The organism is Variovorax sp. GW821-FHT09D05, from assembly GCF_059416325.1.
The window spans coordinates 361795-380513 of the sequence record NZ_JBWKOZ010000007.1 but is presented as its reverse complement, the minus strand read 5'-3'; the positions used below and the strand labels follow the sequence as shown (position 1 = coordinate 380513).

The following is an 18719-nucleotide window of genomic DNA, read 5'->3' as shown; positions in this document are numbered from 1 at the left end:
TCCCGTGGGCCCATGCTATGCGACGAATCTTTCAGGCTCCACAGCCAGTACCCGCGAAGCAGCGTAGGCGGGTGCGATGCGCTGTCGGTGCGCTCCTACCTTGCACGCACTCTTTCTCCCACAGACGGGGGAGGGCGGCCACTACGGGTCGCGCGCGGTGCGAAACATAACCTTGCAATTCGCTTGCATCCCTGGAGGGACCTATGGAGCTTTCATCGTTTTTCGACACGCTCGCCAGCACCTGGGGCGACGAAATCCTCGTGTGGGCCGTTGCCGCCGTGGCAGGCTGCATTTGCCTCGTCGCCGTGGTCAACGTGCTCGACATGTTCCTCGACAGCAACAACGAAACAGGCTGAGTGCCCACCCCATGAAAGATTCCAGCAGATCCACGATGACGCCACAGAACAAGGCCGCCGCAGGCCGCCGCGCCAGCGCCACCAAGGCGAGCGACGGCAGCAACGCCAAGCAGCAGCAACTCGAAGGCTTCACCGTCGAGCATCCGACGACCCTCACCACCAACCAGGGTCTGCAGATACCGGACAACCACAACTCGCTGAAAGCGGGTGTGCGCGGCCCCACGCTGCTGGAAGACTTCATCCTGCGCGAGAAGATCACGCACTTCGACCACGAGCGCATTCCCGAGCGCGCCGTGCACGCGCGCGGCTCGGCGGCGCACGGCTACTTCCAGGTCTACAAGTCGATGTCGCAGTTCACCTGCGCCGACTTTCTCCAGGACCCGGACCAGAAGACGCCCGTTTTCGTGCGTTTCTCGACCGTGGCCGGCTCGCGCGGATCCGCCGATACGGTGCGCGACGTGCGCGGCTTCGCCGTCAAGTTCTACACCCGCGAGGGCAACTACGACCTCGTGGGCAACAACATTCCGGTGTTCTTCATCCAGGACGCGATGAAGTTCCCCGACCTCATCCATGCCGTGAAGCCCGAGCCGCACCACGAGATGCCGCAGGCCGCGAGCGCGCACGACACTTTCTGGGACTTCGCTTCGCTCATGCCCGAGAGTACCCACATGCTGATGTGGGCCATGAGCGACCGCGCCATTCCGCGCAGCCTGCGCATGATGGAAGGCTTCGGCGTTCATACCTTCCGCTTCGTCAACAGCCGCGGCGAGAGCCACTTCGTGAAGTTCCACTGGAAGCCCAGGCTCGGCATTCATGGCCTGGCATGGGACGAGGCGCAGAAGATCGCGGGTAAAGACGCCGACTTTCATCGCCGCGACCTGTGGGAAGCCATCGAGAACGGCGACTTCCCCGAATGGGAGCTCGGCGTACAGATGATTCCGCAGGACAAGGAACACTCGCTCGGCTTCGACCTGCTCGACCCCACCAAGCTGATTCCCGAAGAGATGGTGCCCGTGCAGAAGATCGGCAAGCTGGTGCTCAACCGCAACCCCGACAACTTCTTTGCCGAGACCGAGCAGGTGGCCTTCCATCCGGGACACGTGGTTCCCGGCATCGACTTCAGCAACGACCCGCTGCTCCAGGGCCGCCTCTTCTCGTACACCGATACGCAGATCTCGCGGCTGGGCGGCGCCAACTTCCACGAGCTGCCGATCAACAAGGGCGTGTGCCCGTTCCACAACTTCCAGCGCGACGGCATGCACAGGCAGACCATCGCGCGCGGCCAGGTGGCCTACGAGCCCAACACGCTGGGCAGCGGCACGGAGTTTCGCGTGGACGGTGGCCAGCACGGCTTCCAGTCTTTCCCCGAAGAGATCGATCCGCCCAAGGTGCGCCGCCGCAGCCCGTCGTTCGACGACCACTTCACGCAGGCGCGCCTGTTCTTCAACAGCCAGAGTGCGGCCGAGAAGGAGCACATCATCGGGGCCTTCCGCTTCGAGCTGTCGAAGCTCGAAGTGCCCGCCATCCGCCAGCGCATGGTCGACAACCTCGCGCACGTGGATGAGAAGCTCGCGCGCCGCGTGGCCGAACCGCTTGGCATCGGCGAGCCCGATGCCAAGGCGGCGGCAGGCCGCGCGGGCTTTCGTGACCACCGCATCGAGTTGCCCATCGACGAATCGCCCGCGCTCAGCATGGCCGACACCGGCGACGGTTCGATCCGCACGCGCAAGATCGCGATCCTCGTGGCCGACGGTGTCGACTCGGCTTCGCTGAAGCCGATACGCGATGCGCTCGAACAGGCTGGCGCGCAATGCAAGGTCGTCGGGCCGCGTCTGGGCACCGTGGCCAGCGCGTCGAAGCGGCAGATCGAAGTCGACATGACGTTCGCGAACACGCCGTCGGTGATGTTCGATGCGGTGCTGGTGCCAGCCGGCGGCGAAAGCGTCGCTGCATTGGCGGGCATTGGCGATGCGGTGCACTTCGTGCTGGAGGCCTACAAGCACTGCAAGGCGATCTGCACCGTGGGCGAGGGCGTGCAGCTGCTCTCGACACTGGGCATTGCCGCCGACTCCGATGCTCCAGCAGGCGTGATCGTGGCCGGCACGCCGGTCACCAACCTGGGCGATGCGACTGCCGCAACGCAGATCGCGCATGACTTCATCGCCGCCATCGCGAAGCATCGCCATTGGGATCGCGTGAACATCGACGCGGTACCGGCCTAGCAAGCTTTTGACGTACCTGTCTGCAGGCCGCAATGCGGCCTGCAGCGCGTGGCGCGTCGCGCCGACGCAGGCAATCAAGCAGGCAATCACCCATGACGAGTCCGGGTTTCTCGGGGGCTACACACATGGTCCATATAAACGCGCGCTGTCTGCTCGCTGTTCCCCCTTCATTCAAAGAAACCCACATGACTCATCCCGCACTGAGGCCAACCTGGCAGTTCAAAGCTCTGGCACTGACACTGGTCTTTGCGCTGACCGCCTGCGGCGGCGGTGGTGGCGGGACCTCCTTCCCGCTGATCCCCGGGCCTTCTACGGGCACCACGCAGCCGAACACGCCGCCGTCGACAGACACGCCGCCGCCGGTTGCGGAGCAGCCACCGCCCACATGTACTGCCGCCGTTCCGGCCAATGCGCCGGTCACGGCCATCTCATCCGTTCAAGGTGCGGGCGACACGAGTCCTCTGGCAACGCAACCCGTGACCGTGCGTGGCGTGGTCGTCGGTGACTTCCAGAACACCGGCACCACGACCGTGAAGCTGAATGGATTCTTCATGCAGCAGCTCGTGCCCGATGCCGATCCGCTGACCTCGGAAGGCGTCTTTGTCTATGCACCGAACAACGCCACACGTGTGGCCGTTGGCGATTTCGTTCAGGTCTCCGGTGTGGTGACCGAGTTCGGCCAGACCGCGGGCGCCGATGCAAAGCCCGACAGCCTCACGCAGATTGCGGGCACGACAGCGGACCCACTGGCCATCAGCGTCTGCGCTTCCGGCATTGCAATCAGCCCGACACAGATCACGCTGCCGGTGGCCAATGAATCAACGCTGGAGCGCTACGAAGGCATGCTGGTCGAAATTGCGCAGCCCCTGGCCGTGACGGAACTGTTCGAGCTGGGCCGCTATGGCCAGGTGGTGCTGGCACTGAACGGACGGCAGTTCAACGCCACCAACGGCAACGCGGCGGCAACCCATGCGCAGAACCTGCTTTCGCGCATCGTGCTGGACGATGGCTCCTCGCGCCAGAACCCGAACCCCATTCCGTACCTGAGCGCAGCAGGCACCGACGGCACCCGGCGCATCGGCGATACGACGCAGAAAGTCACCGGCATCCTGAGCCACAACTTTGCGGCTTATCGCATCCAGCCAACGGTGGCGCCCGTGTTCGCGCAGGCCAATCCGCGCTCGCCGACCGCACCGGTGGTCAGCGGCCCGCTCAAGGTGGCCAGCTTCAACGTGCTCAACTACTTCACCACGTTCGTGAACGGAGAAACCTCATCGGGCCAGACCGGCCAGGGTTGCTCGTTCGGCACCGGTCCCGCATCCGCGGCCAACTGCCGCGGCGCGAACAACCTGAACGAGTTCCAGCGGCAGCGGGCCAAGATCGTGGCCGCCATCGCAGGCCTCGATGCCGACGTGGTGGGCCTGATGGAAATCCAGAACTCCGACGTGGCAACGAACGACCTGCTGGCGGCCCTCAACGCCAAGGTCGGCCCGAACACCTATGCCGCCGTCAACAGCGGCGTGTTCGGCACGGATGCCATCAAAGTGGACATCCTGTACAAGCCCGCGAAAGTCCAGCGCGTGGGCAACGCCGTTCTTCCGACGGGCACGGACCTGGCCGACTACACCGCTGCAAGCGGACGCCCGCCACTGGCCCAGCGATTCAGCGCCGTAGGCAACAACGGCGGCTTCTGGTTCGTGGTCAACCACCTGAAGAGCAAGGGCAGTTGCCCGACCACGGGCGACGTCGACCAGGGGCAGGGCTGCTTCAACCTGGCGCGTACCCAGCAGGCGAACGCACTGAACAGCTTCGTCGCCAAGCTCAAGGCCATGGACGAGGACGAGACCGACGTACTGATGATGGGCGACTTCAACAGCTACCTGCTGGAAGACCCGACCAAGGTGCTCGAAGCTGCCGGCAACGAAAGCCTGCTCAAGCGCATGCCCGCCGACAACCGGTACACCTATGTCTTCGGCGGCGAAACCGGCGCACTCGACCATGCCTATGCATCGTCTTCGCTGGGCTCGCAGGTCAGCGGCGTGAGCGTGTGGCACATCAACGCCGACGAGCCTACCGCGCTGGACTACAACACCGACTTCACGACCGACGACCGCTATGCGCCCACGCCCTTCCGGGCATCGGACCACGACCCTGTGCTTGTCGGCCTGACCCTGGCGGCCGATGCCGCGGTGACGCAACCCATCGTCAGTGCGTCGGTCCCGACGGCCGCAAAGGTCGGGGAAGCCTACAGCGTGAACATCTTCGAAGCCACACCCGGCGGCGCGACCACGCTGACTTCTCTTGCAGTCGATTGGGGAGACGGCAGCGCCGCCACGACAGCGCCTGGCACCGGCACGGTGACGCATACCTACGCGGCCGCGGGCACCTACAACGTGGTGACCACGCTGACCAACTCCGCCGGCCAGGCCGCAACGCAATCGAGTAGCGTGAACGTGAGCGCGGTGGTCGTGGTAGTACCGCCCGGACCGCCGGATCTGTTCTTCAGCGAATACGTGGAAGGCACGGCGAGCAACAAGGCGATCGAGATCTACAACCCGACCGCATCGGCGGTGGACCTGAGCCTGTATACCGTCAGGCTGTATTCCAACGGCACGGCCACGCCGCCAACCAACTCCCAGGTGCTTTCCGGCTCCTTGCCGCCTGGTGGCGTGCTGGTGCTGGCGAACGCCAGTGCGGCGGCTGCCTTCAAGCCCGCAGGCACACTCACCAGCGGCGTAGTCAACTTCAATGGCGACGATGCCCTGACGCTGGAAAAGTCGGGCGTGGTCATCGATCGCTTCGGTCAAGTCGGCTTTGACCCTGGAACCGAATGGACCGCCGGTGGAGTCGGCACGCTGAACCGGACCCTGCGCCGCAAGCCCGACATCAAGGCGGGGGATCGCAACCCGGGCCTTGCTTTCGATCCGTCGGTGCAATGGATCGGTTTGCCGGAGGACACCTCCGACGGCCTGGGCGCACACACGGTAAATTGACCTGGCGCAAGCACCCTCTTAGTCCTTTAGCGCTAGACCGTATTGAGAATAGGCGCGGCAGGAGGCCGCTCCTAGACTTTCCCCACGAGGCCTGAACGGCGCGCACTTCCGCGGCGTCGAGCATCCGCAGCAGCGGATGCATGGGCCGCGCGCGGGGGTTCAATGGCGTGGTTTTCAAGATGGGGATGGGAGCGCCCTGCACGTCATCGTGCGGGCTTCGCAGGTGCGCTCGGTCTGGCTGGCATTCTTCTCCTGGGCTACGGCTCTTTGGCATCGGCGCAGCAAGCGACGAGCGCCGAAGCCGCGGCCAGCAAGATGGAGCAGGCCCGACTGGCCGACACCGACACCTTGCTGGCATTGACCAGCGAAGGCGCTGTTCTCTATGGGCAGGACGCGGTCAAGCTCTCGGGCTACCAGTACTGCAGCCAGGCCGTTGCGCTGGCCGAGGCCGGCGAGTTTCGCCAGAGCGTGCGCGCCGCGAGCAAGGCGCTGCACCTGGCCAACGCCACCAACGACCCGAACCTGATGGCCATGGCCAATCGCGACCTGGCCATCGTCTACAGCTACTCGGGCCAGCTCGAAAAAGCCGAGGAGTTCGCACGCGAAGCGCTCAGGCACCAGGCGCGCGACCCCAAGCTGGTGGTCGGCCCCGTGCAGAAGGTGATCGGCGACGTGCGCACGCGCCGCGGCGATTTCTCCGGCGCGGTTCTCAGCTATGACGAAGCTCTGGCCAACAGCTCGCAGCGCTATGCGCCGCTGGTGCAGGCCTCGCTGGTCAACGCGCTGATCGAATCGGGCGACCCCGCACGGGCACGCGAAGTGCTCGGCACCATGGCGCCGCCGAAGGACGCACCGCTCACCGCACAGCTCGACCGCACCCGCGCCCGCCTGCTGCTGGCCGAGAACAAGCCGGCCGAGGCGCGCGACATGTACCGCGCGCTCACGGCGCGCCAGGTCGGCGCGGACACCGAGTACTACCGCCTCTGGGCCTGGGACGGCGTGGCGCGCAGCGAACTCGCGCTGGGCCAGAAGCAGGCCGCGGCCGAGGCCGTGGGCCGCGCGCTGGGCGATGTCGACAAGGTGCGCGCCAAGTTCCGCAGCGAAGAATTCAAGATGGGCCTGTTCTCGGACCTGCAGACGGTGTTCGAGCGCGGCGTGGCCGTCTACAGCGACGCTGGCGATGCGCGGGCTGCATTCGAGGTGAGCGAGCACAGCCGCTCGCGCGCGCTGCTCGACGCGGTGCGCGGCCGCGCGAAGATCAACGAGCAGGCCGCCAACACCGTCGACCTTGCCACGCTGCAGCGCACGCTGGCGCCCGACGAACGCGTAGTGCAGTTCCACTCGCTGCCCGACCGGCTCGTGGTGTGGGTCGTGAGCTCCGGCAACATCACCGAGAAGACGGTGGTGGTGAAGCGCGACGAGCTCAACGAGCTGGTCGAGACTTTCCGCAACTCCATAGTGCGCGGCCGCCGCACCGCCATCACCAACGCCGACAAGCTGGGCGCCGCGCTGCTCGGGCCGCTCGGCCTGGCACCGGGGCAGCGGCTGATCGTGGTGCCGCACGGGCCTCTGCACTACCTGCCGTTCCAGGCGCTGCGGCTCGACGGCCGCTACGTCATCGAGACGCATCCGGTGGCGGTGGCGCCGTCGATCAGCATCGCGGTGCAGCTCGCGCAGCGCACGCCGCGCGTGAATGCATCGCTCACGGCCTTCGGCAATCCGCGCATCGAGGACAAGTACGACCTGCCCGGCGCCGAGACCGAAGTGAAGCAGCTCGCGCAGCTGTTCCCGCGCAACACCGTGTACATGGGCGCGGCCGCCACCAAGACGCAGTTCCGCGACGTGGCCTCGCGCTCGCCGCTGATGCATGTGGCGGCGCACGCCGAGGCGGATGCGGTCGACCCGCTGTACTCGCGCATCCTGCTGGCCAACGAAGGCGGGAAGCAGAATTTTCTGGAGGCGCACGAGATCCTCGAGCTGCCGATGGACGGCACCGCGCTGGTCACGCTGTCGGCCTGCGAATCGGGACTGGGGCGCATCGCGCAGGGCGATGAGGTGCTGGGCTTCACGCGCTCGTTTCTCTCGGCTGGAAGCTCCAGCCTGATCGCCTCGCTGTGGCCGGTGTCTGACGACGCGACCGCGGTGCTCATGAGCACGCTCTACGGCGAGCTGGCCAAGGGCCGCGACATCCAGAAGGCCATGCAGGCCGGGCAACTCGCTGTATTGAAGGACCCGAAGATGTCCCATCCCTTCTTCTGGGCGCCGTTCAATTTGATCGGTAACTGGCGCCTGACGGTGGGGAGCTGAGCCATGCGCAATGCCATGAACAGAAACCGCCCCCTTGCTCTTGATCCGCGCAGCGCACTGCGTCCCGTTGCCTGGGCCGCCGGCGCGCTGGTGTCGGCCATGTTCTTCATGGCTGCCGATCGCGCGCATGCCCAGGAGCAGGCGCAGGCCGAACCGCAAGCCACGTCGGCCAACGATGCCGGCGACAGCACCGAACTGCTGCCCACCAAGGACCCCTGCGGCACTTGCGACCGCCCGCTCGCGCAAGCCACCGGCGCCGTCGCACCGCAGAGCCTTCCGGCACCGCCGCGCCCAACAGGCTCGACATTCAAGCTCAACGACCTGCGGCTCAATGGCGTGAAAGCGTTGACCAACGAAGAGCTGCAGACCATCACCGGCCCCTACATCGGCCGCGACGTCACGCTCACCGACCTCGAAGAGCTGGCGAAGGCCATCACCGCCCGCTACAAGGAACGAGGCTACTTCCTCGCACAGGCCGTGGTGCCGGTGCAGACCGTGCGCGACGGCATCGTCGAGATCAGCGTCATCGAAGGCCGCCTCGGCAAGGTCGACGTGGTGGTCGCGCCCGATGCGCCCATCGCCGAGTCGCGCGTGCGTGGCTTTCTCGCGCCGCTGCAGCCCGGCGAGGCCGTGAGCGCGCCAGCGTACGAACGCGCAATGCTGCTGCTGTCCGACCAGCCCGGCGTCAAGGTGTCCTCGGGCCTGCAGGAAGGCGCGCAGGCCGGCACCACCGACCTGTCTGTCGAAGTGGCCGCCGCGCCGCGCTGGGCCTTCACGGCCGAGGCCGACAACCACGGCACCAAGGAATCGGGCCGCTACCGCGTGGGCGGCACGGCGCGCTGGCTCAGCCCCTTCGGCATCGGCGACAACCTCGACATGCGCGTGATGGTGTCCGACAGCAACGCGCTGCAATACGGCCGCATTGCCTACGAGGCGCCCATCGGCACCAGCGGGCTTCGTGCGGGCGTTGGCCTGTCGCGGGTGAGCTACGAGCTTGGCGGCCAGTTCGTCGACCTCGATGCGCGCGGCCGCGCCAACGTGCTCGACTTTTCGCTGAACTATCCACTGATCAGACAGCGCCAGCAGAACCTGTTCCTGCGCCTGGGCGTCGACGTGAAAGACCTCACCGACGAACTGCGCGCGGCCGACTTCAGCTCGAAGAAGCGCGTCAACGGCCTGAGCCTGGGATGGACCTGGGAGCGCCGCGACGAACTGCTGGGCGGCGGCTACTGGGCCAGCTCAGGCACGCTGTACCACGGCAACCTCTCGATCCGCGACCCGGAAAGCCGCGACTTCGATCGCAGCATCACGGGGCACAACACCGAAGGCGGCTTCACCAAGCTGAGCTTCCAGCTCTCGCGCCTGCAGGCCATCGTGCCGCGCCATTCGCTGTACCTGTCGCTGGGTGGACAGTGGGCCAGCAAGAACCTCGACGCCTCGGAAAAACTCGCGCTCGGCGGCGCACGCGCGGTGCGTGCCTACCCCTCGGGCGAACTGCTGGTGGACCAGGGCGTGATCGGCACGGTCGAATGGCGCTGGTCGCTCAACGAAGAGCTCACGCCCTTCCTGTTCTACGACGCCGCGCACGGAAAGATCGTGCGCAACCCGACGCCCTACGACGGCGTCAACAGCCACAGCCTGCGCGGCTACGGCGTGGGCCTGAGCTGGTCGCGGCCGGGCAATTTCTCGATCAACGCCACGCTCGCTTGGCGCGCCGGCACGCCGCCTGCGCAGACCGACGGCGGTGGCCGCAACCCGAGGCTGTACGTGCAGCTCATCAAGGCGTTCTGACCATGAAGCAACGCAATCGATTTCCACAGCGGCTTCAACTGCGGCCCATCGCGCTGTCGCTGATCTGTGCGGGCGCGGCCCCGGCCATGGCGCAGGTGTTGCCCACCGGCTTCACGCCCATTGCCGGCGGCGTCACGATGACGCAGAGCGGCAACGTGATGAGCATCACCCAGCCGTCCCTGCGCGGTATCGCCAGCTGGCAGACCTTCTCCATCGGCGCGACCAACACAGTCAACATCGCGCAGCCGAGCACGCGTGCAGTGCTGCTCAACCGCGTGGTGGGTGACGGCGGCACCATCCAGGCGTCGCGCATCGACGGCACGCTGAAGACTTCGCTGATCGGCAGCCCGAACCTGCCTGGCGGCAGCGTGTTCCTCATCAACCCGAGCGGCATCGTGTTCGGCAAGGGCTCGTCGGTCAACGTGGGCGGGCTGGTCGCGTCCACGCTGGACATCGCCAACAGCAACTTCATGCCCGCGGGCTCGGAGAACAAGGCCTTCGACAAGAGCGAGCAGCTTGTCTTCGTCGGTCCCTCGGGCAGCATCGCGCAGGTGAGGGTGGAGGGCGGCGCGTCGATCACCGCATCACCGGGCGGTACCGTGGCGCTGGTTGGCGGCTCGGTGCGCAACGACGGCGAGATCAACGTCGCGCGCGGCTCGGTGGGCCTGGTGTCGGCCAGCAAGCTCACGATGAACCTCGACTTCGACGGCGACGGGCTCACGACCTTCAAGGTGCCGCTGGACGGGCAGACCACCTTCAAGCTCGCGGACCTGCAGGCCGCTGACGAGAGCAAGTCCACGACCGCGCAGCTCATGAACACCAGCAACATCACGGCCAATGGCGGTCGCGTGGTGCTGATGGCGGCCGCGGCGGATGTCGATGCACGCCAGCTCGTGGTGAGCCAGACCGGCGTGATCCGGGCTCTCTCGCTGTCCACGCGCAACGGCGAGATCGTGCTCGACGGCGGCCAGTCGCCGGCGCGCTCGAACGAGATGCTGCTCGGCGGCACTCTGGACGCGACGGGCACCGAAGCGGGCGTGGCCGGCGGCTCGATCACCGCGAGCGCGGACTACGTGCGCCTGTCCGGCCTGACCGCGGATGCAGGCGGCAGCAAGGGCGGGCAGATCCAGATAACGGGCAACAGCGCAGTGAGCATGTCGCCCGATTCGGTGCTGCGCGCGAACGCAACCGGCGCCAACGGGCAAGGCGGCACGGTAGACCTGAGCGCCGACTACACGCACGTCTCCGGCCAGCTCCAGGCGCGCGGTGCGGGCAGCGGCGCGGGCGGCACCATCACCACCACGGCGCGGCAGGTCGAGGTGACCGAGCTGGCGCAGATCGATGCGACGGGCGGCGCGAGCGGTGCCAACGGGACCTGGGTGGTCGAGTCGAAGGGCACGCTCAATGTGGACAACACTGTGCCGCCCTACGACCCGTCGGACTACGCGCAGAACACGGCCGACACGCGCATCAGCACGACAGCCATCGGCAACACGCTGGGCCACTCGACCGACGTGACGCTGCGCACCGGCTCCAACGATGGCGAGTCGCACGACGTGCGATTCCAGGACAACGCGAGCATCGTCAAGTCGCAGGGGCGCGACGCGCGGCTCACGGTCGATTCGCTGCGCGACATCCAGATGTCCAGCGGCTCGTCGATCCGCTCGGAAAGCGGCGCGCTGCACGTGGACTTCAACGCCAATTCAGGCGGCGGCACCGACGGCGGCGTGATCGAGCTCAACAACGCGAGCATCGCCACCAACGGCGGCAACATCCGCTTCTACGGGCAAAGCGACGCGGCCAACGGCTATGCGGTCGGCGGCATCGCGCCCACCGATGGCGGGCCGAATATCGGACGCGCGGGCATCTCGCTGTTCGACAGCACGCTGAACACCTGCGCGATGGCCTCGGGCGCCTGCGGCGGCAGCGGCTCGATCGTGCTGCGCGGGCAGGGCTCCAGCAGCTCGGCCGGCGACCCGAACTACTACGTGAGCGCTGACGGCGTGCAAGTCTCGGGCAGCAGCCTGACCACCGGCGCGGGCAACATCGCGATCACCGGCGCGGGCGGCATCGGCGCGGGCGGCGTGCTGCTGGACGGCACCGAGAGCAACGACACGGTGCTGCGCACCGGCACAGGCGATGTGAACATCACCGGCAGCTCGCGCAGCTGGACGGCCACGGACCCCGTCGCGGTGTACGGCAGCACCGTGGACTTCGTCGACAGTTCCTTCCCCGACGTGACCACGGGCAACATCGGCGGCATCTCGATGCGCGGCGCGATCATCGATGCCGGCGGCCGCGTGGCCATCGACGGCACCGGCAGCGACATGCAGGGCCTGACGGCGAACAGCGCCTTCCTGACCTCGGCATCGGCCGCCAACGGCGGCGCCGGCGTGAGCTACGGCGCGGGCAACGGCGTTTCCATCCTCGGGGGCAGCATCACGGCCGGCAAGGGGCGCGACGTGTCGATCTCGGGCACGGCTGGCGGCAAGGGCTTCGACGTGGCGAACGGCGCCGCGACCGTCGGCAACGACGCATCGGCGGTGGTGCTCGGAATGGAAGCCGGCGGCACCGTGCGCGCCGAGGGCGGGCGCATTGCCATCGACGGCCGCGGCGGCGACGTGCGCGTGGGGCGCGTGAACCTGCGCGACCTGGAGTCGGGCACCACCATCCTGCCGGTGCTCGACGTCTCGAGCAGCACCGGCGCGGGCGGCACCGTCAGCCTCAACGGGCGCAACGTGCTGGTGACCGATTCGTTCGACAACGTGACCACCATCGACGCCGGCGGCGCGGGCCAGTCCGGCACCATCGACGTGCGCGCCACCGGCACCATCGCCATCAGCGATCAGGCCAGCCTGCGCGCCGACGCGAAGTCGGCCACGGGCAACGGCGGCACGGTGAACGTGATCGCGGGCGACACGCTGCGCGGCTACGGCAGCCTGTCGGCGCGGGGCGGCAGTGCCGGCGGCAACGGCGGCAACATCGAGACCTCGGCGCAGCACTTCGACCTGACTGGGCTGCGCGTGGACGCCTCGGCGCCCGTGGGCAGCGCGGGCTCCTGGGTGATCGATCCGTTCAACGTCAACATCGCGCACGGCACCGCCTCGGGCAGCCTCACGGGCAACCCCTTCGACCCGTTGACCAACTCGATCATTCAGGACGGCGACATCAACAACGCGCTCGACGGTGGCACCAGCGTGACGATCACCACGGGCACCGGCGGTGTCGCGACCGACGGCACCATTAGTTTCGCGGCGGACGCGGCCATCCTGCGCAGCAAGGGTTCCACGCCGCTGACCTTCGAGCTCGACGCGGCGCACAACATCAACGCCTTCAGCAACAACTCGATCCAGTCGAAATCGGGTGCGCTCAACGTGGTGCTCAACGCCGGCGTGGGCGGGCAGAACGGATCGATCTTCCTGAGCGGTGCGACTATCGCCACCAACGGCGGCAACGTCGCGATGACGGCCGACACCCGCCCGACGGGTAATACGGCCATCCAGATGACCAACACGACGATCGACACGCGCACCACGGCGCTGGGCGATGCGGGGCCCGGCGGCTCAGTACAGATCACAGGCCAGCGCGGCACGCCCACCTTCTCGGGCTTCACCGCGACGGTGCAGCTCAGCGGTGTCGGCATCCAGAGCAGCACCGGCGACGTGTCGATCTCGGGCACCGCACCGGGCGGCACCGGCGTGCGCATCGGCTCGGGCACCGGGCCCAGCCAGATCCTCACGACCAGTGGCGACATCTCGATCTACGGCACCGGCAGCGGCGTGACGGACCCCAGCACAGGGCCCCTTGCCGTGCAGGCCGTCGATCTCAGCAATGTCACGGTGCGCAGCATCGACGGCAATATCGGCATCCGCGGCCTCGTGACGCCAGGCGCCCAGAGCGGCACGTCGGGCGGCGTGCTGATCGCGAACAACGCACTGGTCACCACGCTCGGCGCGGGCAACATCGACGTCGCGGGCGAGTCGCAGGCCAACGGCACGGGCATCACCCTTGGCACCGGCGGGCGCATCGACGGCAACAACAACGTGGTGCTGCGCGCGAGCAACGACGGTTCGACCGACGCGCTGGTGCTCACCGGCACGGTGCGTGCCGGCAATGTGCTCAACCTGCGCCCCGGAGGCGTGGACGCGGCAGGCAACGCGGTCGATCGCACGGCCAACCCGATCACGCTCGGCGGCACGGCGGCCACCGGCTTTGCGGTGTCGGCCGACGAGTTCACGCGGCTCGACGCGCCCACCATCGTCGCCGGCAGCAATGCCCATGCGGGCAACATCAACGTCGTTGGGCCGCTGAGCGTGCCCAACGCGCTGACGCTGCAGAACGGCGGTGGCGGCAACATCCAGCTCGGCGGCGCGCTCACGGCATCGAAGATCGGGCTGATCTCGGGCGGCAACATCACGCAGACAGCCGCCGCGCCGATCACCGCCGGCACGCTGCTGGCGCGCTCCACCGGCGGCAGCGTGCTGCTCGACCAGGCAGCGAACAACGTCAGCGCCGACACGTTGGGCGGTGGCGCGGCCGGTGCCTTCCGGTATGTCGATGTCGACACCGTGAAGCTGGGCTCGGTAAGCGTCACCGGCTACGACGCCGCCGGCAATGCGCCGCAGGTCGTGTCTGCCACCTCGATGGCGGCCGACACCGTGTTCGTGCGCACGCTGAGCGGCGACCTGCTGCTGGGCACCAACATGAGCAGCAGCAATGGCACTGATTTCGTGGCGGGCTCGCGCTTCCAGAACACCGGCGGCTACACGATCGGCGGCGCGCCGTGGCGCGTGTGGGCCGACACCTGGGTGGGCGAGACGCGCGGCGGCCTGGCGGGTTCGGGGCTGTACCCCAACCTGTACCACTGCGCGTATTCGGGCCTGTGCGCGGTGAGCATTCCCGCGGGGGCCAACCACTTCATCTACGCGCAGCAGCCGGTGGCGACGGTGATCGTCGCTAACGCGAGCCGGCCCTTCGGCTATCCGAATCCGCTGTTCAGCTACGGCATCGGCGGGCTCATTCTGGGCGACACGGGCGCGGGCTTCGCCGGCTTCCTGTTCTCGCCGGCACTGCAGGCCAGCCCGCAGGGTGCGTACCCGATCAATGGCACTTTCACCTCGGCCGAGGGCTATGCGGTCAACGTGGTGCCGGGCACCCTGTTCGTCGGCGGGCTGCCCAACCTGCCGCGCCCCGACGTGCTGCGCGACCTGCCCGCCACCTGGGTGTACGACCGCAACATCGGCCCGCCGCCGATCTGCTTTGCCACCGGGCCGCTGGAAGGCGACCGCGCCACACAGGGCAGCGATGTGCTGGCGCGCGAATGGTCGCGCGTGCGCTCGCGGCCCAACCTGTCGAGTTGCGTGGACACCGAGAAGCGCAACGGCTGCGCGGACTTCTGATCCGCGCCCGGTTCAGGCGACGCCGCGTGCGCGGCGGTTGGACATCACGACGTTGTCCTTCGGGATGACCTGGCCTTCGCGCATCGCGGAGATCCACGCGTCGGTCGAAGTCACCGCAGCGAAGTTGCTGTGGAAGACAACGCTGAATACGCGATGGATTTCTTCCGCCGTGACCTTGCCCGCCGCGTTCTCGTACGGCAGAGCGCCGCTGGCGTCGGCCAGGAATTCCACGTTCAGGCCGCGGTGCATGGCCTCGAACACGGTGGAGGCGTCGCAGTTCTGCGTCATGTAGCCGGCCACGCTCAGCGTGTCGATCTCGTGGCGCGCGAGCCAGTCGGCGAAGTCGGTGCCGGTGAACACGCTCGGAAAGCTCTTGGTGATGAGGTGGTCGTGCGGCCGCTTCGCGATCTCGGGGTGCAGCTGGCCGTTGTGCGTGTCGGCCTGGAACACCGGTGCGCCCTTGGGCGCATGGTGGCGCACCACGATCACCGGCGTGCCGGCGGCGCGTGCCGCATCCATGGCCTTCGTCACGTTGGGCAGCGTGTCTTCGATGGGCGGGAACTCGATCGGCAGGCCGCCGCCTTCGAAGTATTCGTTCTGTACGTCGATCACGACGAGGGCGCGGCGCGGGGTTGTGGCGGTGTTGTTGCTCATGAAAGGCTCCTTCTCTCTGGTTGTTCGGATGGCCTGATTCTTCGCCTTTGCACCGTTTCGCGACAGTGGCCCGAAAGCCATTCATCGATAAGATCGGGCCATGCGCAATCCGGCCATCGAAACCATCGCCGTCGTCGCCTTCGACGGCATCAGCCCCTTCCATCTGTCCGTGCCCTGCATGGTCTTCGGCGAAGACCGCACGGAGACCGGCGCGCCGCGCTTCCGCATGCGGGTGTGCGCGCCGGAGCCCGGAGCGCTGCAGACCAACGCGGGCTTCACGCTCGTGGTGCCGCACGGGCTCGAGGCGATCCGCCGGGCGCAGATCGTGGTGGTGCCTTCATGGCGCGACGACGGCAGCGCGGCGCCGCCCGAGCTGATCCGCGCGCTGCAGGCCGCGCACCGGCGCGGCGCCACCGTGGTCGGCCTGTGCCTGGGCGCCTTCGTGCTGGCCGAGGCGGGGCTGCTCGACGGCCGGCCCGCCACCACGCACTGGAAGCTGGCGCCGGCCTTCGCCAAGCAATATCCGAAGGTGCAGCTGCAGCCCGAGGTGCTGTACGTGGACGACGGCAGCGTGCTCACTTCCGCTGGCACGGCCGCGGGCATCGACTGCTGCCTGCACCTGCTGCGCGTGCGCTACGGCGCCGAGACGGCCAACCGCGCCGCGCGGCGCATGGTGGTCGCGCCGCACAGGCAGGGCGGGCAGGCGCAGTACATCGAGCAGCCCGTGCCTGCAACAGCCGAGCGCGACCGCCTCGCGCCGCTGCTGGAGTGGCTGGGTGGCCACCTCGACACGCCGCACGAGCTCGACGACCTCGCGCGGCGCGCACTCATGAGCCGGCGCAACTTCACGCGGCGCTTTCGCGAATCCACCGGCACCACGGTCGGCCAGTGGGTGCAGAACCAGCGCCTTGCGCTGGCGCAGCGGCTGCTGGAGACCACCGACCATCCGGTCGAGCGCGTAGCGACCGGCGCCGGCTTCGGCTCGGCGGTGTCGCTGCGCAAGCATTTCATGTCGGCGTTCAAGGTATCGCCCACTGCGTATCGCCGGCAGTTCTCGCGGGCGTAGAAAGCGCCGGGGTCAGGCGATGTGCACGTGCCGCCGCGTGGTCAGCAGCGCCCGCAGCTTCGCTGGCGCAACCGGCTTCGTCAGCAGCATCACCCCGCCATGTCGCAGCCGCTGCAGCACCTCGGGCCCAGTGGCGCCCGACACCAGCACCGCCAGCGCGTCGGGCTGCAGGCGCTTGGCGGCGTCGATCACGTCCACGCCGTCGCCTTCGCCCGCCAGTTGCAGGTCGCACAGCACAGCGTCGTAGTGGAGGTCGCCGGTGCCCAGCCGCGCGATGGCCTCGGGGCCGTTGGTCACGCATTCGACCTGGCAGCCCCATTGCTCCAGCAGCGCGCGGCTGCCGTCGAGGATGGCGGGGTCGTCGTCCACCACCAGGCAGCGCAGGCCGGCCAGGGGCGCGACGGCGAGCGGCGGCGGCTCGGGTGGCGTGATGTCCGCCAGGCGCGCCTCGGGCAGCGTGAAGCTGAAAGTGCTGCCCGCCTGCAGCGCCGATCGCACGGTGATGCGGGTTCCCAGCAGCGCAGCGATGCGCGCGCAGATGGCCAGCCCCAGCCCGAAGCCGCGGCGCCGGTCGCGCTCGGTGTTGGCCACCTGGTAGAACTCTTCGAAGATGCGGCCCTGGTGGATCGGCGCGATGCCCACGCCGTTGTCGCGCACCTCGATGCGCACGCCGGCCGGGCTGCGCCGTGCAGCTACCAGCACGGTGCCGCCCTCGGGCGCATGGCGCAGCGCGTTGGTCACGAGGTTGCCGACGATGCGCCGCAGCATCGCCGCGTCGGTGCGCACGGCCAGGCCGCGGTCGCTCCAGCGCAGCCGCACGCGGGCCTCGACGGCGGTGGCGGCGTGCTGGGCATCGAGCTGGTCGAACAGCGCGGCGAGCGGCACCTTGGCGATCGCAGGCGTCAGCACCTGCGCATCGAGCCGCGAGATCTCGAGCAGGTCGTCGAGCAGCACGCCCATGAACTCGGTGCTCTCCTGCAACCGCAGCACGGCCGGGCGCTGCGTGGGCGAGGCACCGGGCAGCAGGCCGTCGATGAACAGGCCCATGGCATGCAGCGGCTGGCGCAGGTCGTGGCTCGCTGCCGCCAGGAAGCGCGCACGCGACAGCGCGGCCTGCTCGGCCTCGGCCATGCGCTGCAATGCGACGGCGGTGGCCTCGCGCACGCGCTCCTCGCTGACCTGTCGGTTGCGCTGCAGTCGCTCGGCCAGCCGGTCGATGTCGTGCGCGAGCACCGCGAGTTCGTGCGTGCCGCGCGTGCCGCCCTCGACCACGTCGCAGCGCACCTCGAAATGCCCCGACTCCAGCGCCGCCACCGTGCGCGACACGCGCCGCAGCGGCCGCGCCACCGTGCGCGCCATGTGGCGCACCGAGGCCCATGCAGCCACCAGTGCCACCAGCGCAATGCCGATGCCCGCGAAGAGCGAGCGGCTGCGCTCGCGCGTGTAGGCGGTGGTGTCGCGGAAGGTCTGCACGAGACCGATGGGCGTGTCGCCCGCAGCGGTGGAGCCGGCGGGCGCGAAGGCGCTGGCGCGCGAGGCCTCGCGCAGCGTGACCGGCGAGGTGAACATGCGCAGCTGCGCCAGCGACGGTGTCTTGGGTCCGGCCGTGACGTACACGCCCGCGCTGTTGCTGATCTCCACGCGCGTCACCTGGCCGCCGCGCAGCGCGGCATTGGCCACGTTCTGCAGCGCGGGCAGGTCGCCCGCGTAGAGGCTCAGGTCGGACATGGCCGCCACCTGCCGCGCCACGGCCTGGCCTTCGGCGTCGAAGGCGGCTTCGAGGGTCTGCAGCCGGTTGTGCGTGAACCAGCCGGTGAGCGCCAGCGCCACCGCCGCGCACGGCACCACGCCAAGACGGAACAGATCGCGCTGCAGGTTGCCGCGCACGACCAGCGTGTGGGGCGACTGGGGCGGCGGCGTGGGCATGGGCG

The 18719-nt window shown here is 68.3% G+C and carries 9 protein-coding genes; 7 read left to right on the top strand and 2 right to left on the bottom strand.

From position 1 onward, the window contains the following. Positions 1-203 precede the first annotated feature (203 nt). The 6 genes from AC07O3_RS20985 (at position 204) to AC07O3_RS20960 (ending at position 15068) form a co-directional block, all read left to right on the top strand. A complete protein-coding gene (locus tag AC07O3_RS20985; RefSeq protein WP_176928769.1) occupies positions 204-356 on the top strand; it encodes a hypothetical protein in 153 nt (50 codons plus the stop codon). 35 nt (positions 357-391) lie between these two features. Beyond that, a complete protein-coding gene (gene katE, locus AC07O3_RS20980; protein WP_495340254.1) occupies positions 392-2578 on the top strand; it encodes a catalase HPII in 2187 nt (728 codons plus the stop codon). Positions 2579-2763: 185 nt separating this feature from the next. Beyond that, positions 2764-5571 (top strand): ExeM/NucH family extracellular endonuclease, encoded by a 2808-nt coding sequence (locus tag AC07O3_RS20975; protein WP_495340253.1) that lies wholly within the window; start codon positions 2764-2766, stop codon positions 5569-5571. 315 nt (positions 5572-5886) lie between these two features. Beyond that, positions 5887-7878, top strand: coding sequence for a CHAT domain-containing protein (locus AC07O3_RS20970; RefSeq protein ID WP_495340252.1), 1992 nt, complete (start codon positions 5887-5889; stop codon positions 7876-7878). A 15-nt stretch (positions 7879-7893) separates the two neighbouring features. Next, positions 7894-9669: a ShlB/FhaC/HecB family hemolysin secretion/activation protein gene (locus AC07O3_RS20965; RefSeq protein WP_495340251.1), complete on the top strand. Its 1776-nt coding sequence runs from the start codon at positions 7894-7896 to the stop codon at positions 9667-9669. A gap of 2 nt (positions 9670-9671) precedes the next feature. Continuing rightward, the gene (locus AC07O3_RS20960) at positions 9672-15068 is read left to right on the top strand and encodes a two-partner secretion domain-containing protein (RefSeq protein WP_495340250.1); all 5397 of its coding nucleotides are present in this window, start codon (positions 9672-9674) and stop codon (positions 15066-15068) included. A gap of 12 nt (positions 15069-15080) precedes the next feature. Here AC07O3_RS20960 and AC07O3_RS20955 read toward each other — a convergent pair whose 3' ends face one another. Beyond that, entirely contained in the window at positions 15081-15722 is a 642-nt protein-coding gene (locus tag AC07O3_RS20955; protein ID WP_093077060.1) for a cysteine hydrolase family protein, read from the bottom strand. A 100-nt stretch (positions 15723-15822) separates the two neighbouring features. Here AC07O3_RS20955 and AC07O3_RS20950 point away from each other — a divergent pair, with 100 nt between their 5' ends. After that, positions 15823-16788, top strand: a complete 966-nt coding sequence (locus AC07O3_RS20950) for a GlxA family transcriptional regulator (RefSeq protein ID WP_093054205.1) — start codon at positions 15823-15825, stop codon at positions 16786-16788. 12 nt (positions 16789-16800) lie between these two features. On the opposite strand, the gene AC07O3_RS20945 is transcribed toward AC07O3_RS20950, so the two are convergent. Beyond that, the gene (locus tag AC07O3_RS20945) at positions 16801-18714 is read right to left on the bottom strand and encodes a hybrid sensor histidine kinase/response regulator (protein ID WP_307615293.1); all 1914 of its coding nucleotides are present in this window, start codon (positions 18712-18714) and stop codon (positions 16801-16803) included. Between the last annotated feature and the right edge of the window lie 5 nt (positions 18715-18719).

Excerpts from the sequence above, each read along its gene's own strand:
- AC07O3_RS20955 (WP_093077060.1), bottom strand. The coding sequence starts at position 15,722 with ATGAGCAACAACACCGCCACAACCCCGCGCCGCGCCCTCGTCGTGATC.
- AC07O3_RS20975 (WP_495340253.1), top strand. The coding sequence starts at position 2,764 with ATGACTCATCCCGCACTGAGGCCAACCTGGCAGTTCAAAGCTCTGGCA.
- AC07O3_RS20945 (WP_307615293.1), bottom strand. The coding sequence starts at position 18,714 with ATGCCCACGCCGCCGCCCCAGTCGCCCCACACGCTGGTCGTGCGCGGC.
- AC07O3_RS20970 (WP_495340252.1), top strand. The coding sequence starts at position 5,887 with ATGGAGCAGGCCCGACTGGCCGACACCGACACCTTGCTGGCATTGACC.
- AC07O3_RS20965 (WP_495340251.1), top strand. The coding sequence starts at position 7,894 with ATGAACAGAAACCGCCCCCTTGCTCTTGATCCGCGCAGCGCACTGCGT.
- AC07O3_RS20950 (WP_093054205.1), top strand. The coding sequence starts at position 15,823 with ATGCGCAATCCGGCCATCGAAACCATCGCCGTCGTCGCCTTCGACGGC.
- AC07O3_RS20960 (WP_495340250.1), top strand. The coding sequence starts at position 9,672 with ATGAAGCAACGCAATCGATTTCCACAGCGGCTTCAACTGCGGCCCATC.
- katE (WP_495340254.1), top strand. The coding sequence starts at position 392 with ATGACGCCACAGAACAAGGCCGCCGCAGGCCGCCGCGCCAGCGCCACC.
- AC07O3_RS20985 (WP_176928769.1), top strand. The coding sequence starts at position 204 with ATGGAGCTTTCATCGTTTTTCGACACGCTCGCCAGCACCTGGGGCGAC.